Annotated in this window: 18 protein-coding genes and 1 riboswitch; of the genes, 14 read left to right on the top strand and 4 right to left on the bottom strand. The window is 45.4% G+C overall.

Features of this window, described 5'->3' with window-relative positions; all coding sequences use genetic code 11:
* Positions 1-140: 140 nt before the first annotated feature.
* The 6 genes from RH89_RS03140 (at position 141) to RH89_RS03115 (ending at position 5,153) form a co-directional block, all read left to right on the top strand.
* Positions 141-1,220: a PQQ-dependent sugar dehydrogenase gene (locus RH89_RS03140; RefSeq protein ID WP_004398622.1), complete on the top strand. Its 1,080-nt coding sequence runs from the start codon at positions 141-143 to the stop codon at positions 1,218-1,220.
* A 177-nt stretch (positions 1,221-1,397) separates the two neighbouring features.
* Positions 1,398-1,847, top strand: a complete 450-nt coding sequence (yciA, locus tag RH89_RS03135) for an acyl-CoA thioester hydrolase YciA (RefSeq protein ID WP_004398621.1) — start codon at positions 1,398-1,400, stop codon at positions 1,845-1,847.
* Between the two features lie 53 nt (positions 1,848-1,900).
* A complete protein-coding gene (locus tag RH89_RS03130; RefSeq protein WP_004398620.1) occupies positions 1,901-2,377 on the top strand; it encodes an NUDIX hydrolase in 477 nt (158 codons plus the stop codon).
* A gap of 192 nt (positions 2,378-2,569) precedes the next feature.
* Positions 2,570-4,240, top strand: coding sequence for a metallophosphoesterase (locus RH89_RS03125; protein ID WP_004398619.1), 1,671 nt, complete (start codon positions 2,570-2,572; stop codon positions 4,238-4,240).
* A gap of 207 nt (positions 4,241-4,447) precedes the next feature.
* A complete protein-coding gene (locus RH89_RS03120) occupies positions 4,448-4,744 on the top strand; it encodes a YciI family protein (RefSeq protein WP_004398618.1) in 297 nt (98 codons plus the stop codon).
* 4 nt (positions 4,745-4,748) lie between these two features.
* Positions 4,749-5,153 (top strand): GspS/AspS pilotin family protein, encoded by a 405-nt coding sequence (locus RH89_RS03115; protein WP_004398617.1) that lies wholly within the window; start codon positions 4,749-4,751, stop codon positions 5,151-5,153.
* Between the two features lie 90 nt (positions 5,154-5,243).
* Here RH89_RS03115 and RH89_RS03110 read toward each other — a convergent pair whose 3' ends face one another.
* On the bottom strand, positions 5,244-5,726 hold the full coding sequence (locus RH89_RS03110) for a peptide-methionine (S)-S-oxide reductase (protein ID WP_004398616.1): 483 nt from the start codon (positions 5,724-5,726) through the stop codon (positions 5,244-5,246).
* 388 nt (positions 5,727-6,114) lie between these two features.
* Between RH89_RS03110 and RH89_RS03105 the strand changes: the two genes are divergently transcribed.
* Genes RH89_RS03105 through RH89_RS03090 form a run of 4 tightly spaced genes read left to right on the top strand, consistent with a single transcriptional unit; the run spans position 6,115 to position 10,292 of the window.
* Complete coding sequence (locus RH89_RS03105; protein ID WP_004398615.1) at positions 6,115-7,257, top strand: ABC transporter substrate-binding protein; 1,143 nt, start codon at positions 6,115-6,117, stop codon at positions 7,255-7,257.
* A gap of 45 nt (positions 7,258-7,302) precedes the next feature.
* A complete protein-coding gene (locus RH89_RS03100) occupies positions 7,303-9,018 on the top strand; it encodes an ABC transporter permease (RefSeq protein WP_038144793.1) in 1,716 nt (571 codons plus the stop codon).
* Positions 8,984-9,631 (top strand): ATP-binding cassette domain-containing protein, encoded by a 648-nt coding sequence (locus RH89_RS03095; RefSeq protein WP_004398613.1) that lies wholly within the window; start codon positions 8,984-8,986, stop codon positions 9,629-9,631. The genes RH89_RS03100 and RH89_RS03095 overlap by 35 nt, the downstream gene beginning before the upstream one ends.
* Positions 9,624-10,292 carry a CDP-alcohol phosphatidyltransferase family protein gene (locus RH89_RS03090; RefSeq protein WP_004398612.1) on the top strand — a complete coding sequence of 223 codons (669 nt, stop codon included), beginning with the start codon at positions 9,624-9,626 and terminating at the stop codon, positions 10,290-10,292. The genes RH89_RS03095 and RH89_RS03090 overlap by 8 nt, the downstream gene beginning before the upstream one ends.
* Before the next feature lie 118 nt (positions 10,293-10,410).
* Here RH89_RS03090 and RH89_RS03085 read toward each other — a convergent pair whose 3' ends face one another.
* Together RH89_RS03085 and ppk2 are read right to left on the bottom strand one after the other, a co-directional pair.
* Positions 10,411-10,704 carry a hypothetical protein gene (locus tag RH89_RS03085; RefSeq protein WP_004398610.1) on the bottom strand — a complete coding sequence of 98 codons (294 nt, stop codon included), beginning with the start codon at positions 10,702-10,704 and terminating at the stop codon, positions 10,411-10,413.
* Positions 10,705-10,744: 40 nt separating this feature from the next.
* Positions 10,745-11,491, bottom strand: a complete 747-nt coding sequence (gene ppk2, locus RH89_RS03080) for a polyphosphate kinase 2 (protein WP_206536125.1) — start codon at positions 11,489-11,491, stop codon at positions 10,745-10,747.
* A gap of 328 nt (positions 11,492-11,819) precedes the next feature.
* Between ppk2 and RH89_RS03075 the strand changes: the two genes are divergently transcribed.
* Positions 11,820-12,707: a LysR family transcriptional regulator gene (locus RH89_RS03075; protein ID WP_004398607.1), complete on the top strand. Its 888-nt coding sequence runs from the start codon at positions 11,820-11,822 to the stop codon at positions 12,705-12,707.
* A 1-nt stretch (position 12,708) separates the two neighbouring features.
* On the opposite strand, the gene RH89_RS03070 is transcribed toward RH89_RS03075, so the two are convergent.
* The gene (locus RH89_RS03070; RefSeq protein WP_038144787.1) at positions 12,709-13,863 is read right to left on the bottom strand and encodes an aminotransferase-like domain-containing protein; all 1,155 of its coding nucleotides are present in this window, start codon (positions 13,861-13,863) and stop codon (positions 12,709-12,711) included.
* Positions 13,864-13,972: 109 nt separating this feature from the next.
* Here RH89_RS03070 and RH89_RS03065 point away from each other — a divergent pair, with 109 nt between their 5' ends.
* The 3 genes from RH89_RS03065 to RH89_RS03055 form a co-directional block, all read left to right on the top strand.
* Positions 13,973-14,842: an AraC family transcriptional regulator gene (locus RH89_RS03065; RefSeq protein WP_038144780.1), complete on the top strand. Its 870-nt coding sequence runs from the start codon at positions 13,973-13,975 to the stop codon at positions 14,840-14,842.
* A 142-nt stretch (positions 14,843-14,984) separates the two neighbouring features.
* Positions 14,985-15,081, top strand: a riboswitch (TPP riboswitch).
* A 74-nt stretch (positions 15,082-15,155) separates the two neighbouring features.
* Positions 15,156-16,007, top strand: coding sequence for a bifunctional hydroxymethylpyrimidine kinase/phosphomethylpyrimidine kinase (thiD, locus tag RH89_RS03060; protein ID WP_004398601.1), 852 nt, complete (start codon positions 15,156-15,158; stop codon positions 16,005-16,007).
* The coding region (locus RH89_RS03055) for an ABC transporter ATP-binding protein (protein ID WP_004398599.1) at positions 15,997-16,591 on the top strand (595 nt) is incomplete at its 3' end. The genes thiD and RH89_RS03055, both read left to right, overlap by 11 nt.

The raw sequence follows: 16,591 nt of genomic DNA, 5'->3' as shown, positions 1-16,591 counted from the left end.
AATCCTGTATAGGACGACAATTCATGACGATGCGTCATTTATGACACTTCGTCATAATAGTTTATTAGATAAACATAGCAAGCGTTTTTTATGATTTAATGAGATTTAATTCGTCTGATAAATAGAAAAAGGAAACTCGCATGGTCAGTAAGTTGAATTGGCTTATCGCTACTGCTGTATTTTTGGCAAGCCCAGCGATCGCTGCTAAAGAGAAATTTGAGTTATCGAAAATAGCAGAACTGACTGGTGTACCGTGGGGGCTAACATTTATTGACCAGCAAACGCTTATTGCTACAACAAGAGACGGTAAAGGTTACATCCTGAATGTAGATAATGGCAGCACGAAAGCTTTGACTGGTTTGCCCGATGTCTACGCCAGAGGTCAAGGTGGTTTGATGGACGTGGCTGTGTCTCCTCAAAACGCCAATACGCTTTATTTTACTTATAGCAAGAACCAGTCTGAGGGCGCTGCCACTACGTTAGCTTCAGCAACACTAAATGGAACAAAACTAAACAACTGGACTGACTTACTGATTACCGATTCAGTCACAAACACAACTCGCCACTTCGGTAGCCGAATTGCATTTGATAATAGTGGACACCTGTTTTTCAGTGTGGGTGATCGAGGTGAACGCCCAAATGGTCAGGATGTAACGAATCATGCAGCAACAATTCTGCGTTTAAAGCTAGACGGTTCAATACCCAGCGACAATCCAGACATCTCATCGAATGCAAAACCAGAAATTTGGAGCTACGGTCACCGAAACCCTCAAGGGTTGTATTTTGATTCAAAGACCAGTGCATTGTGGTCTGTCGAACACGGACCGCGTGGTGGCGATGAAATTAACCTGATACAGAAAGGCAAAAACTATGGCTGGCCCGTAACGTCTCACGGTAAGGAATATTGGGGTCCCATTTCTGTCGGAGATGCTAAAGAGAAAGAAGGCATTGAATCACCGAAGAAAGTGTATGTTCCTTCAATCGCACCAAGCAGCTTGGTTCTTTATCGAGGTGAACACTACCCCTCTCTCGATGGCAAGATCTTAATTGGTGCGTTAAAACTCACGCACATCAATGTGGTTAACCCTAACGGCTTTGGTGAAGTTCGCTTATTTGAAGATCTGGGTGAGCGCATACGTGCAATCGCGATATCACCTGGTAAGCACCTGTATTTCAGTACCGACAACGGGAATATCTACAGAATTGAACCTTCAAAGTAAGTCTATGAATTAACTTAATAACAGGTAGTTGATGAAGTAACTAATCGACTTCACACCCATAGAGCAACAGGGGTAATCACTCCTCCTACCCCTTGTTGCTAGTGGTCTTAAATATTGTTTGAGACCTTCTCTCCTGATAGTATTCGCGTCCTTTAATTTTTACCCCTTATGAGGCACTTGCCTCTGCTGTTTTGGAACACCCATGCGTTTTTATATTTCTTATCAAAATGGTGGCTTGTCGTGAATACACCAAAAGGACAACTATTAACCCGAACACTTGCCATGCCAAGCGACTGTAATGCTAATGGTGACATTTTTGGTGGCTGGATTATGTCTCAGCTAGACTTGGCCGGCGGAATCTTGGCAAAAGAGATTTCCGGTGGACGCATCGTAACCGTGTCAGTCTCCAGTATTGCGTTCAAAAAGCCCGTTAAAGTGGGTGACGTGGTTTGTTGTTATGGCGAATGCTCCAAAATAGGTAGAACGTCCATGAGTATAGAGTTGGAAGTATGGGTGAAACCCGTAAAAGAAGATGGCGTAAAAGATCGTTTTCAAGTGTGCGAAGCCACATTTAACTATGTCGCCATCGACAGCAATGGAAAGCCTCGCCCGATAGTTACTAACTAAGATCTGTTGAGACAATACGACAAGGCACTACATCATTTTTAGCAGGGAACACTATGATTGCATACCAATATGGAGAGTCGCGCTTTAACTATCGCAGTGCCGCCGTAATATTTCATCAGGACCATGTCTTGCTTCATAAGAGCAGCCGAGATGATTTTTGGTCATTACCCGGTGGTCATGTTGAGCTTTTTGAACATTCCGATGAAACCCTGCCACGAGAGCTAAAAGAAGAAATTGGTTTAGATTCTTCTGTCAGAAGATTGCTGTGGCATATGGAAAACTTTTATCTTTACCGTGAACAAAAATACCACGAGCTTTGTAACTACTTCCTTGTTGAGCTGGACACTCCGGAGTTGATTCCATTTGGTGATTCAGTCCCCGGGATAGAAGAAGATAATGACCTCGTATTTTGCTGGTTCCCATTGAGCGAGATTGATTCGATGACCATCTACCCAACGATCTTAAAGAAGAAGCTCAAACAGATCCCAGATTCGCCAGAATTGCTAAAAGCCAATGAGCTCCCTGCTTAAGAATAAGAGCGCTTTAATGTAACGATTAGAGCGCTACATCGCCAAAGTCGGATCAATATCTCCTTGTTATTTAAACGCTTTATTCATGAACAATTAATATGAATGAAGCATGCCGCAACTAGCATTGTGGTCGAATTAGCCCAAGCCTTTTCGTATGGCTGGGTTTTAAATAACAAGAAGGGATACTCACAGATGTCTATTAAACACTTGTTCGTGCTTTTGGGGGTACTAACCCTGACAGCATGTGACGATAACAAAGAAATGCTATTCGATTATGGTTCTGAATGGCGTTATCTGGATACAGGGTACGCCCCTGATTCGGACTGGAACCAAACCAACTTCAACGACACTTCATGGAAACAGGGAGAAGGTATCTTCTCCTACGGTTACGACCATCCTGCGGATGGCAACACCGCTCTGACCGATTATAAAACTCTCAGTTTTCCCGACAAAACACCAAGCGCTTACTACTTCCGTAAAACCGTTAAGGTAAACAACATTCTGACTTTGAAAGATGTTTACCTGAAAATGAAGATTGATGACGCCGCCGCTATCTACGTCAACGGTGTGGAAGTAGCTCGCTCTCCTCTTCTAAAAAGAGATGAAGTGCTCACCAATACCACCAAGCCACTTCGCTATTCCAAATATGGAGAAGAAGCCGAAAACATATTTGTATTGCCTGCTAAGGCCTTTGTTGAAGGTGAGAACACCATAGCGGTAACGGTGTTTAATCAGGTTTATCATTCAACGAATGACGTTCAGTTTAATGCTTCTCTCACGGATACATTCCAGTACCTTGGCGAACCTGATGGACCATACGTCACGCTTTTATCAGACGACAAAGTGCGTGTAGAGACATTGGATAAACGAGGACATAAAAAGAGAACCTACTACAGTGCCTCCAAAGCGAGAGTTATCGTCAACTTGCCGGGAGAGCTTGGCAGTTTCCGAGTTAACCTGAGAGACGACTACACGCCGCCAGCTTACCAATACAACAAGCCTTCAGAGTACTTTGTTACGTCTGATCTGGAAGGTAACATCGAAGCATTGGTGTATATGCTGATTCAGGCGGGCATCATGGATGAAGACTACAACTGGACTTATGGCTCTGGGCATCTTTACCACTTAGGTGATCTATTTGACCGTGGCGAATACGTTACCGAAAGCTTGTGGCTTTTCTATCACCTAGAAGGTCAGGCAAGGAGCATGGGCGGTGATGTTCACTTTATTCTGGGCAACCATGATTTGATGAACTTCTATGGCGATTTCCGTTACGTTAATGCCCGTTACTTTGAGAATGCCAGCTTAATGGGGAAAACTTTCCTAGAATTGCACAACAAAGATACCGTACTTGGTCAGTGGCTACGCTCTAAAAATATTATGGAGGTCGCTGGCGACACATTATTTGTGCATGCCGGGTTTAATAACGATCTGATCACTGCGCTAGAAAACAACACTTTGCCTTTAAGCGACATCAACTCATATGGGCGTCAGCATATGGACGCAGGATACATCCGTTATGATGATCAAGGTAAGCTGATTAAAGATGCTTACTATCTCCCTTCACGACTTTACTGGGATCGCTCTGTGCCTCGTGAGTCCCTTTCGCAGGAACGTCTGGAGCAAGGGTTGGCAGCGTTCAATGCAGAGCAGGTGATCATTGGTCATACCGTATTTGAGAAACCTTCGCACCTATACAATTACAAAGTAATCGCCGCAGACGTTGATCATAAAGATAACTTTGAACTGGAAGGTCGGGTACAGGGCTTAGAATATGTGAATGGTGCATACAATCACTTTATTGCAGACAAGGTGTCTGGTGTCTCTCGCCTGCCTGTAGAGCTACTTCCGTCCACACCATAATTCAAATAAAAAACACCTCAACGCCCCATACATCTTTAAGGGGCGTTATTCGGTAAAACTCATCCATAAAATCTCTTTCTAACTTTTCTCGTTGAAACTCACACTTTTACGTCAAGTAAAAGCAAATATCTTTTATAGAACAAGATCTTTACGTTGAATCGGTTTAGTATCTCCCTAACCGAAACAATTGGAATGGGAAGTCTTACTATGTGGTACGTGATTTTTTCTCAGGACGTTGAGAACTCACTGGAAAAACGCCTGAGTGTTCGTCCGCAGCATTTGGAGCGTCTTCAAAAATTACAAGATGAAGGTCGCTTACTCACCGCAGGTCCAATGCCTGCTGTAGACAGTAATGACCCGGGTCAGGCTGGCTTTACTGGCTCTACTGTTATCGCCGAATTTGATTCGTTAGAAGCTGCGCAGCAATGGGCAGATGCCGATCCTTACATCGAAGCGGGCGTTTACGAAAAAGTTATCGTCAAGCCATTCAAAAAAGTGTTCTAGCTTTATGTCGAAATATTCAATTGCAAAAATTGCAGGTACCGCCCTTTTATCCATTGGGCTTCTGGCGGGTTGTGCTTCATCCAACGACAAGCAATCTCAAATTGAACTGATTGCCCAGCACCGCGCAAGCGTGCTTTCTGCAGGTCTTCCATTAGAGTTTGGCGCGTTAAACGTCATGAAAGCTTCTTCAAAAGGCGGCGTGGTTGAAATACTCATGCTCTACAACCAGGATCAAGGCAAGATTGCACCTCAGGAACTGATGCACAATGCGGTTCGTTATTACTGTTCCAGTAACGAGGTAAAAACCAATCTGGAACAAGGGGTGCGTTACCGCTTAATGCTTCGCAACGCCCGCGGTCAGTTGATTGTTGATCAGGCTGTTGGTATCGAAACCTGCGAAAGTAAGTAACCTGAACTCGGGATAAGCAATTTAGCTTGTAGAGCCATGCGCTTTCGAAAGCATGACTGCACTGAACATCAAAACCTGAGCACTCGCTGCTCAGGTTTTGTATTTATGAAGCAAAGGTTTGGGAATGTGGCAATAATCGTTAGGGAAACGGGTTAGTCTGTCCTGATGTTCGTCGGCACTCGCAACAAAATTGTTCAGTGGTAACACTTCCACCGCAATCTTTTCTGCGTCTTTTCGGTTGCTAATGTAGCGTTTTGCCTGTTCCAGATGCGCCGGTTCAGTACTGTAAACACCCGTACGGTATTTCTCCCCTACATCTTCCCCTTGCTGATTCACGCTATACGGGTCGATTATCTCAAACAAATAGCCCATTAACTGAGTAACGTTAACTTGCTCAGGTTCAAACAGAATCTTCACGCACTCTGCGTAGCCATCGTATTCACTTTGCGTGGTATTCGTTTTCCCGTTTGCTCTACCTGCCTGAGTGGAGACAACACCGGGTAGATGCCTGACAAACTCCTGAACTCCCCAAAGGCAACCACCTGCAAGATAGATTTCTTCCGTTCTTTTCATTCGCATTATTTCAATTGTTCGCTCTGCAATGAACCTTACTCGATCACTACCCTGCTATACCAGCAGGAATGATTAACTTCCGTGATGTCTCCAAATATGCCTTCTGAATTGCTCATTAAAACGGCGACCTTCCGTGTTTTAGACAAAAATGAATCACTTTCAGCGTCTTAAAGTTAATTTTTTGAAATTTTAAGCCATAATTGAAAGGAAACTGTCTTGAGGTTGGTCTGGTATTTCGAAGACTCGAGTCTTGTACTCAAGCTTTTTTCAAATCATTAAGGGGATTCGTTTCTCAAACGAAATTTGGATTCGCAGGGTGGTCTCAAGGTGTTGGAGTCGTCGCCAGGGAATTTTCCACACCCTAGCATTTACATTTAAAAGGATAATCATGAAAAAGCTCATTTCTTCTTTGTGCATTGCATTGCTTTCGCTACCTACAGTAGCTTCAGAGCAGTGGAAGGACATTGAAATGAAAGCCCGAGGTCAAACCGTTTTCTTCCATGCGTGGGGAGGAAGCCAGCAAATAAATAACTACCTTCGCTGGGCAGACAAAGAATTACAGCGTCGATACGGTGTTGAGTTAAAACATGTAAAAGTGACCGACATTGCAGAAACCAGCTCTCGCCTTCTGGCAGAAAAAACCGCAGGAAAGAACAGTGGCGGTAGCGTCGACATGGTTTGGATTAATGGTGAGAACTTCAAGTCCATGAAGACCAACGAACTGCTACACGGTCCGTTTGTCGATCAATTGCCAAGCTGGGAGTTTGTCGACAAGTCTCTACCGGTCGACAGCGATTTCTCTGAACCTACGTTAGGCTTAGAAGCGCCGTGGGGTGTGGGACAACTGGTATTCATTCATGACTCTAAACGCCTTAACAACCCACCAGCGAACTTTGCTGAGTTGTTAAGCTACGCACAAGCGTATCCAAACCGCATTAGTTACCCGAAACCACCTCAGTTCCACGGCACCAGCTTTTTGAAAGCGTTGCTAATTGAACAAACAAACAATGATCCGCGCCTGATGAAGCCAGCAAACGATGTCGATTTTGCACAGGTGACTGAGCCTCTTTGGCAGTACCTGGATAAGCTTCATCCAAACGCTTGGAAGAAAGGTAAACAGTTCCCATCCGGCTCTACAGAAACTTTCCAGTTACTAGATGATAACCAGTTGGATCTAGCGATTACCTTCAACCCGAATGCCGTTTTCTCCGCGCAGAATGAAGGCACGCTTGCGGAATCAACTAAGGCATACGCGATGGAAACAGGTGCATTGTCCAACATCCACTTCCTGGCTATTCCGTGGAATGCGAACGCAAAAGAAGGGGCAAAAGTTGCCATCAACTTCCTGCTTAGCCCTGAAGCACAATCTCGTAAAGGTGATCTGGACATTTGGGGTGACCCATCCGTACTAAAATCTGTTCACCTGACAGGCAGTGCGAAAAACACCAAGCTATATAAATCTGTTGCTGAGCCTCATCCAAGCTGGCAGGTAGCGTTGGAAAAAGAGTGGCTTAAACGCTACGGTCAGTAATCTAACTCCTCCCTCTCTGAGGGAGGAAAACGACAGAAAGTCATGATGTTAAGACTCCTATATTTATTGATGATTGTTGTATGTATCGCGCCAACCGTTCCCGGTTTTGTCGGCGTGATACTCTCATCAGTTAACTACATTCCTCCTCTTGGCTATACCTCACCTTCGGTGAATGGGTTTGCTGCTGTTTTTGAATGGAGTGGTGTCTGGGAGTCTATTTTCCTGACTCTGTTTACTACATTAGTCAGTACCATTCTGGCGTGTTTATTTACCTTCTTTATCTTGCAGGCATCCTGGCGCTCTACATTCTGGCGTAAAGTTGAATTTACCTTATCGCCTTTGCTGGCTTTGCCTCATGTTGCTTTTGCTATCGGGTTTTCATTCCTGTTCGCGCCTACCGGAATGATCGTTCGGGCACTTCACCCACTGCTTGATATGATGCCGATATTTGGCAGTACACCATGGGACTTCAACATTGTTCACAACCAACAAGGTTGGGGATTGATTGCAGTCCTGACCCTAAAAGAGATTCCTTTTCTGTTGCTGATGAGTATTCCTATTCTGCAACAGTTGAAAGTCAACAAAACTACTCAAGTGGCACACAGCCTGGGTTATAACGACGCACAAATGTGGTGGAAGTGCATATTCCCGCAATGGCTGCCCAAACTGCGTTTTCCTCTGCTGGCGGTATTAGCATATGGCGCATCCGTTGTTGACCTATCGTTAATTGTTGGACCTACCAACCCACCTACGTTTGCCGTCTTGGTTTGGCAGTGGTTTAACGATCCTGACCTTGCGCTGTTACCTCGCGCCGCAGCAGGAGCAGTAATTCTATTCTTGGTGTGTGCGTTACTTATCGCCGTATTGCGAGGCATTGAAACGGGTGTCGTTAAGAAGTGTCGTAGCTGGCAGTTTTCTGGGCGCTTTGGTTTAGGAGTTCCCGGTAAAACCTTCTTTCTTGCGACGACAGCCATTGCGTTTATGACCCTACCACTAATGGTAATCTGGAGCTTTGCTCAACGCTGGCGTTTCCCTGATCTATTCCCAACCAAGCTGAGCGAACGCTTTTGGGCAACAGAATGGGAAGGCATTGTACCGACTATTTTGGACAGCCTGTCGATAGCCATTATTTCTTCTACCATTGCGCTGATTCTGGCATTGATTGGACACGAATATCGCCTGCGCTACCGTGTGCATGTACCGGGTTTCATCATCGCAATTCCAATGCTGGTGCCTCAACTATCCATATTGTTTGGATTGCAGATCACTACCCTATTGTTTTCGACCGATGCCTACTATTTCTGGGTATGTTGGGCGCACGTATTCTTCGCGTTCCCTTATGTATTCCTTTCACTAGACGGTCCATGGCGAAGCTACGACAATCGCTTAACTCAGGCAGCACTGAGCCTGGGCAAATCCCCATTCCGTGCCTGGTGGTCGGTTAAAGCACACATCCTGTTCCCGGCAATTATTTATGCTTGGGCGGTGGGAATCAGTGTCAGCCTAGCGCAATACTTACCAACACTAATGTTAGGCGCTGGCAGAATTGCCACCATCACGACAGAAGCGGTTGCTCTGACTAGCGGGCACGATCGCCGTGTCACCGCAATTTATGCTTTATGGCAGGCGTTATTGCCATTAATTTTCTTCTCGTTTGCAATGCTGACGAACCAATTACAAAACAGACGTTTACGTCGTACACAAATAGTAAGGACTCAAAGCCTTCATGACGCTTCAGCTAACAAGCCTCGTCATCCATGACAGGCACAATAAAGCTCTATTCAATCCGGTTTCCTTTGAGGTAAAAGACGGAGAAGTCTTCACATTAATGGGACCAAGTGGCTGCGGAAAATCCACGTTGCTTAGTGCGATTGCAGGGCATTTATCCGACGACTTCTCTTTTGATGGCGCGATTCAAATTGAGGGGAAAGACGTGGGTAAAATCAGCCCGCATCTTCGCCGAGTCGGATTCCTGTTTCAGGATGATTTGCTTTTCCCTCACCTGAACATCTGGGAAAACTTGGCGTTTGCATTACCAAACACCGTAAAAGGTCAGGCTCGCAACCAGCAAGCTATGCAGGCACTAGAAAAAGTCGGTTTGGCAAAGCTGGCTAATTCCTTTCCGAATCAGGTTTCCGGCGGTCAGCGTGCGCGTGTGAGCTTGCTCAGAATGCTACTGGCTCAACCAAGAGTTGCTTTGCTGGATGAACCGTTTAGCAAGCTTGATAAAGACTTGCGAGTTCAATTCCGTGAATGGGTTTTCCAGCAGTTAAGAGAAGCCAATATTCCAACTCTGATGGTGACGCACGATGAAGCCGATGTGCCAGTCAACAGTTCGTGTTTAAGTTGGCCATGGGAGAATGCTCATGCTTGATAGATTCAGCGTTAAAGTGATTCGAGCGCCGCTTAATCTTGTGGCGCAATCATTGGACAACCTCAACATCACTGCCAATCAGGCGACGTTTGTCGGGTTTCTACTTGGTTGTCTCGCACTCCCTGCCCTGGCTTTGCAGGAATATGGCTGGGCGCTATTCTTTATTGCCTTAAACAGGATTGCCGATGGCGTAGACGGCGCACTGGCAAGAAGACACGGGATTACCGATTCAGGCGGTTTTCTGGATATCAGTCTCGACTTTCTCTTTTACTCTCTGGTCCCTTTTGGCTTTGTACTTGCAGACCCGGGAAATAACGCCATCGCTGGCGCATTCCTGATCTTTTCATTTATCGGAACAGGCACCAGTTTCCTTGCATTTGCAGTAATGGCAGGCAAACATCAAATCGATAACCCGGTTTACACCAACAAATCATTGTATTACATGAGCGGCATCACCGAAGGCACAGAGACCATCGCCTGCTTCGTTTTCTTCTGCCTGTTCCCGCAGTATTTCGCAGTAATCGCCTTTGTATTTGGTTCACTCTGCTGGATAACCACCTTCACCCGCATCTGGTCTGGTTTCCATACTTTGAAGAATATTGAGTTGGAGAAGAGTCAAAAAGTTAGTGCTACTGAGCCTCAAGGAACTGGTGCTGAGTAAGAATAGAGTACTAGCTGTAAACCAATTGAATACATGAATCTAAATAGATAAATGTCACTCACAAGGCGTATGTTAACAGAGAGGCTTCGCGCCTCTCTCCTTCAACAAAGTCACCCTTTTAAACCGCCACAGGCTTTTTCTCTCGGTTGCTGATCTTCTTGGCTCGGCGAATCGCGGATTTCTTAGAGACTTTCTTTTGAGCAGCCTGAAATGATTGCGCTTGCTTGAGTTCTTTCTTGGCTTTTTTCAGCTTTGATCTGGCGAGGTTAGCGGCTTCTTCCGCTTTCGCTGCTTGCTCCATCGCGCGTTTGGCTTCTTCAGCCGCGACTCTGGCTAGCTGAGCCGTTTTTTCCACTTCTTTTTCACTTTTCTCGAACAGTTTTTTAAGCTTCTTTAGTTCCTTTTCAGCCATGGGTTACTCCTTATTTTTATGTCTGTTACGGTTTATCTCGTTAGCCTGCATTTGTCATGTTTTTTGGGCTGCCCACAATTTGAGGGTCGAGCTGATTAACGACATCATGATCCTTACCGGGGTAGTCAATTAAGCTTAAGAAATGACGCATACAATTGATTCTGCCGCGCTTTTTGTCGTCTGAGCGAATGATGGTCCATGGTGCGTCGTTGGTATCGGTGTGGAACATCATTGCATCTTTCGCTCGACTATAATCGTCCCATTTTGAAAGTGACGCCATATCCACCGGGCTCAGTTTCCACTGTTTGAGCGGATCATTCTGGCGTGATTTAAAGCGGCGGAACTGCTCTGCCCGGCTCACCGAGAACCAGTACTTGAATAAGCGAATGCCTGAATTCGCCAGCATGCGTTCCAGTTCAGGGGTTTGGCGCAAAAATTCAAGGTATTCGTCATCGCCACAGAACCCCATCACTTTTTCAACCCCTGCCCGGTTGTACCAGGAACGGTCGAACATGATAATTTCACCCTTGGTTGGCAAGTGCTGAATGTAACGCTGGAAGTACCATTGATTCCTTTCACGGGCATTAGGTTTTTCTAACGCGATCACGTGTGCACCACGAGGGTTCAGGTGTTCCATAAATCGTTTGATGGTTCCGCCCTTACCCGCCGCGTCTCGTCCTTCAAACAAAATGACAATACGCTCGTTATTCTCTTTTACCCAACCCTGCAGTTTGAGCAGCTCAATTTGCAGCTCGTGCTTGTGGCGTTCATATTCCACTACGTCCATCTTGGTTTTGTAGGGGTATTCTCCATCTGCATTCCAAGGGATTTTGCCGTTTTTGGCATTTAGGTCGAACAGAATTTCAGAGGACTTTTTCTTCTTCGATGGCTTTTCATTTTTGGTTGTCTGAACAGCAGACAAAGGGACTGAATTGGCTTGATTCATAGACTGCGCATTCCTTTTCACTGGCTTGCCTTTTTGTAGGCGACTGACGTATCTATCAGCTTATACCCATATCAATATAACTTCTGTTTATTCACCTTAATTATGCTATGGTTATCCATGTAAATTAAATGTTATTATTCTATAACTTCAATAACTTTTACTTATAGACATGAATTTGATTCAACTTAAACTTTTCAGTGACTTAGCAAGAGAACAGAGCTTTGTGAAAGTGGCAAAGTTGAATCATATTAGCCAGCCAGCAGTTAGCGTACATGTTAAAAAACTTGAAGATGCGCTTGGTCAGCAACTCCTTTCCCGAACTTCACAAACCACTCAACTCACCCCCGAAGGTTTACTGATATTGGAAGATGTCAGGGAAATTCTTCGACTATGTGAAAACATCAAAATTAAGTCCAATTACAGTGCCGGTGTTCTTGAAGGGCATATTCGAATCGCGGCTATTCACAGTGTGGGAATGTACGAATTGGGAGACTTTCTTTCCGGTTTTATGAAAGCCTTCCCTAAGGTGTGTGTCCACTTAGAGTACGAGCACAGCGAAGCGATTTATGAAGCGGTCAGGAAAGAACAGATTGATATTGGTATCGTCGCTTACCCTAAACCAAACCATTTGATCGAATCTATCCCGTTTTCCGAAGACGAACTGGTCTTAGTTACCGGGAAAAAGCACAAACTCAATGGTAAAAAATCGGTTTCTATCAGTCAGCTTAAAGGTGAACCCTTCGTCGCGTTTGGTGAACGCATTCCTACCCGTGTTGTGATAGACAAGCTCCTTGCCGAAAAGGGTATTGATGTAAACATTCGAATGACCCACAACAATGTGTACACGTTGAAAAAAGCGGTAGAAGCTGAAATAGGTGTATCGATTTTGCCAAATGAAACGGTAAAAGAAGAGGTCGCTAAAGGCACGTTGCATAAAATCAACATTACCGACATCAACTCTAAGCGACCGTTATCCATTATTCGGCTGGCATCGAAAGACATTTCGACGCCACTTGAAGTCTTTATTAAAGAGCTTTTGAGTTTCGCTCAGAAGTGATTTACAACGCGATCTGTTGTATGCCAGTTGCCAGTCGAGTTACCGCTTCTTTAAGCTCCTCTTCGTTCGCGTTGGTGAAATTTAACCTGATTGCGGACTTCTGTCCTTCGGGACTAGGGTAAAACACAGGGCTTGGTACGACTGCGACGCCCTTTTCCAGCAAAGCTTTTGCCAGGACGTAGGTATCACATTCTGGCAGTGTTACCCAGACAAACATCCCACCATCGACGCTTTGCACATTGCAGCTTTCTGGCAGTTGCCTATCCAACTCTGATTTTAGGCATTCATAACGTCTGCGATAGAGGCTACGGATTGAAGCAAGGTGATCATCGAACCCATCATGAGTGAGCAAACCAAACAATACTTCCTGCATTGGCACACTAGAGTGCAAATCCGCCCCCTGTTTGATTTTAAGCAGCGGTTCAATGTAGCTTTGCTTGCCAGTCACTACGCCCATTCTTAAACCCGGTGAAGCAATTTTGGAAAAGGATCTAAGGACAATTGAGTGCTGAGGGCAGAACTCAGACACCATTGGCAACATTTCCCCATGAAATCTCAGCTCTCGGTACGGTGCATCTTCAATAAAGGCAACATTGTACTCTTCACACAGGCTCGCCACGGCTTGCCTCACTGATAGCGACCAGCAAACTCCTGTCGGGTTGTGGAAGTCAGGTACCGCATAAAACATCTTTGGCTTTTCAGAAGCAAAGCAAGATTCCAGTTCCGTAAGATCAGGACCACACTCATTCTGTGACACCGTCACTATATTCGCTTGCACCAAACCGAATACCTGCATTGCGCCGAGGTAACTTGGTGCTTCCATAACGACAGTGTCACCCGGATTTACATAAGCTCTAGCAATCAGGTCTAACCCTTGCTGCGAGCCTGTACATACCATGGCTTGGTGTGTTTCAGGAAGATTGAAAGCTTGCTCCAAGTGTTCAAGCAATGACGGATAACCTGCCGTCAAACCATATTGAAAAACAGCAGGTTTCTCGGTCAAGCTTTCCAGAACAGGCTTCATTAGTGCAATAGGAAACGTTGATTCGTCTGGTAAACCACCAGCCAGCGATATGACATTTTCGTCACTTGCCGCGCTTAGAATTTCACGGATATAAGACGATTGGATTTGTTTTAATGATTGTGCGACTTCCATTTGTTTCCCATTGCAGCATTGAATTCTCTCTTTGATGTTATGACCTATTGCGAAAACATGTTTGTCCATTTATGCTCTTCATTATGTCCGTTTATGCTTTTTTAGAATTTTGAGCTATCAACATACCTCTAGGATGAATGATGTTCTGTTCCACATTCATCAAGACATAAGTAAGACGCATTCTGTAAAGGAATTGATGTCGATTGCTGCCTATTCTGAGCAGCATTTCCACCGTGTATTTAAGGAAGTGGTTGGCGAACCCATACATCAGTACATTCGCCGGGCGCGTATGGAATACGCAGCCAATCAGCTCATGTTTGATATCTCTTCTCCTATTCTGGATATTGCTAACAACTGTGGTTTTTCTTCTCTTTCTTCCTTCAATAAAGCGTTCAAGGCAACATTCGATATGTCACCGGGCAAGTGGCGTAAACACGATCTACAGGTATCCGATAAACCCTATTTGAAAGATCCTGAAATCGCAGCGGGCTACAACAGAGTAGCAAGCCGCCCTCTTCCCGTTCCGAAAATAAAAGAAGTCCCAGACAGAATGGCGGCGTATATTCGCCACAATGGTTACAGCCGTTCGATACGCAATGCATGGCTAACGTTGCAAGCGTGGACGAAAGATGATGGGCGAGATTTTTCGCAGCAGTTTGGCTTACACCATTCAAACCCAGCTTGGGTGGAGCTAGATCAGTGCCGATACGTTGCGTGTGTGGGCATTTCAGACCCCCTGAAATATCGAGGAGTGGTCAACCAGATGGTGATTCCCGGCGGCTTACACGCAGTATTTAAACTCAAAGGCATCTACGGGGAACTGCTTCCTCAAATAAGTACTGTGCTGGAAACCTGGCTTCCGCAATCTGGGTTTAAGCTTCGTTCTACACCAGCTTATGTTCACTATCATAAAAACCACTTTCTTAGCGAAGATGAAGCATTCGAATTGGACTTCTACCTTCCCATTCGTTTTTTCTAGACACTTCATTGATGAGCAAAAAGATGCATTTTACTTGCTAACACATCAAGTCATCATAATTGATATTTCGCTCATTAATTAGACGTATGCACCAAGCCGGGGATCAATTCGTTGCCCTTTTAATGAAAATTGTTATCATCGCGAATAATAGTCGGGGAGCCTTAGGCTGAGATCGCATAGCGAGACCCGTTGAACCTGATTCAGTTAACACTGGCGTAGGGAACTATGAATCTTACTGTCGATGGGTTGATCTCACTACCATTCCATTCTTTAGTCAGAAGAGTTCCTGCTCGCCTGTATTGCGGGAGCACTTATGACCACACAAAACAACCACCCTTCCCCCACAGGTGTGAATACGCCAATCGTACTTACTATTGCAGGTTCCGACAGTGGTGGTGGTGCCGGCATTCAGGCAGATATCAAGGCCATTTCAGCAACGGGCAGCTTTGCTTGTTCAGCTATCACGGCAATTACATCCCAAAACACACAAGGCGTTTCCGCGATTTTCCCTATCCCGCTAGACCATGTAGAAAGCCAGCTAGACGCCGTATTTACCGATCTCAATATCGCAGCTGTGAAAGTCGGCATGCTGGCAGATTCGGGCATCATTAAAGTGGTTGCCAACAAAATAAAGCAGTACAAACCAAAATATCTGGTGGTTGACCCGGTAATGGTTGCAACCAGTGGGGATCTGCTTCTCGAACAGAGTGCTATCAGCACCTTGAAAGCGGAGTTATTGCCGATTGCTGATGTCATCACCCCTAACCTGCCCGAAGGCGCAGCCTTAACTGGTAATCCAGTGCCTGAAAGTGAAGCCGATATGGAAAGCATGATTGACCAGCTTCGCTCTCTGGGTTGTCAGTCGGTACTGCTCAAAGGCGGGCATTTAGAAAGCAGCGAATACAGTACAGATTTATTGATTTTCCCTGACAAGGTTGAATCATTAAACGCCAAACGTGTTGATACTCAAAATACTCACGGCACAGGTTGTACACTCTCTTCTGCTATCGCCTCTTTCCTGGCTCAGGGCTATGAACTGCCAGAAGCCGTCAAGCTGGGTAAGTACTACATCTCCAATGCCATCGCGCATGCCGATGAGTTGGATATAGGTCACGGGCATGGTCCGGTTCACCACTTTTTCCCCGGACATGAAGATGTACGCTGAAGCTTCGAGTTTCACGACTCTTGCAAAGGATAATGCGTTCATCGCGATAGAAAATGGTGAACTGCAATATCTGGATGCCGAAACGCCGACATTAGCCGACCTGAATATGCGATTTCCTGTCGGGTACTGGACGTGCATTCTTGGAAGAAGCGGTTGCGGTAAATCGACTCTGCTTCGCCATTTTGCAGGTCTTCTCGACACCAAAGCCAGCTGGAAAGGTGCGCTGTTGTTGGAAGACCAACAAGGCATAAAACACCCTTTGTCGGTTGACAATGAAATCGCGTATATGGGGCAGCAAGATTTACTGATGCCCTGGCTATCCGCATTAGACAATGTTCTGCTCAGCACACGATTTGGCAAACATTTAAAAAACAAAGAAAGCCAGCAAAAAGCACTGCATTTGCTGGAACAGGTCGGTTTGGCAGACCAAAGGGATCTCCTTCCACAACAATTATCTGGTGGAATGCGACAGCGTGTTGCTATCGCCCGAACTCTGATGCAGAAAAAGCCCATTGTTCTAATGGATGAACCCTTTTCTGCGTTGGATGCAGTAAATCGTCACAAACTTCAGAACCTGGCACATC

The sequence above is a fragment of the Vibrio nigripulchritudo ATCC 27043 genome, assembly GCF_000222685.1.
Classification (GTDB): Bacteria; Pseudomonadota; Gammaproteobacteria; order Enterobacterales; family Vibrionaceae; genus Vibrio; species Vibrio nigripulchritudo.
Note: the sequence above shows the minus strand (reverse complement) of the source record. Positions and strands in the feature narration are given on the sequence as shown.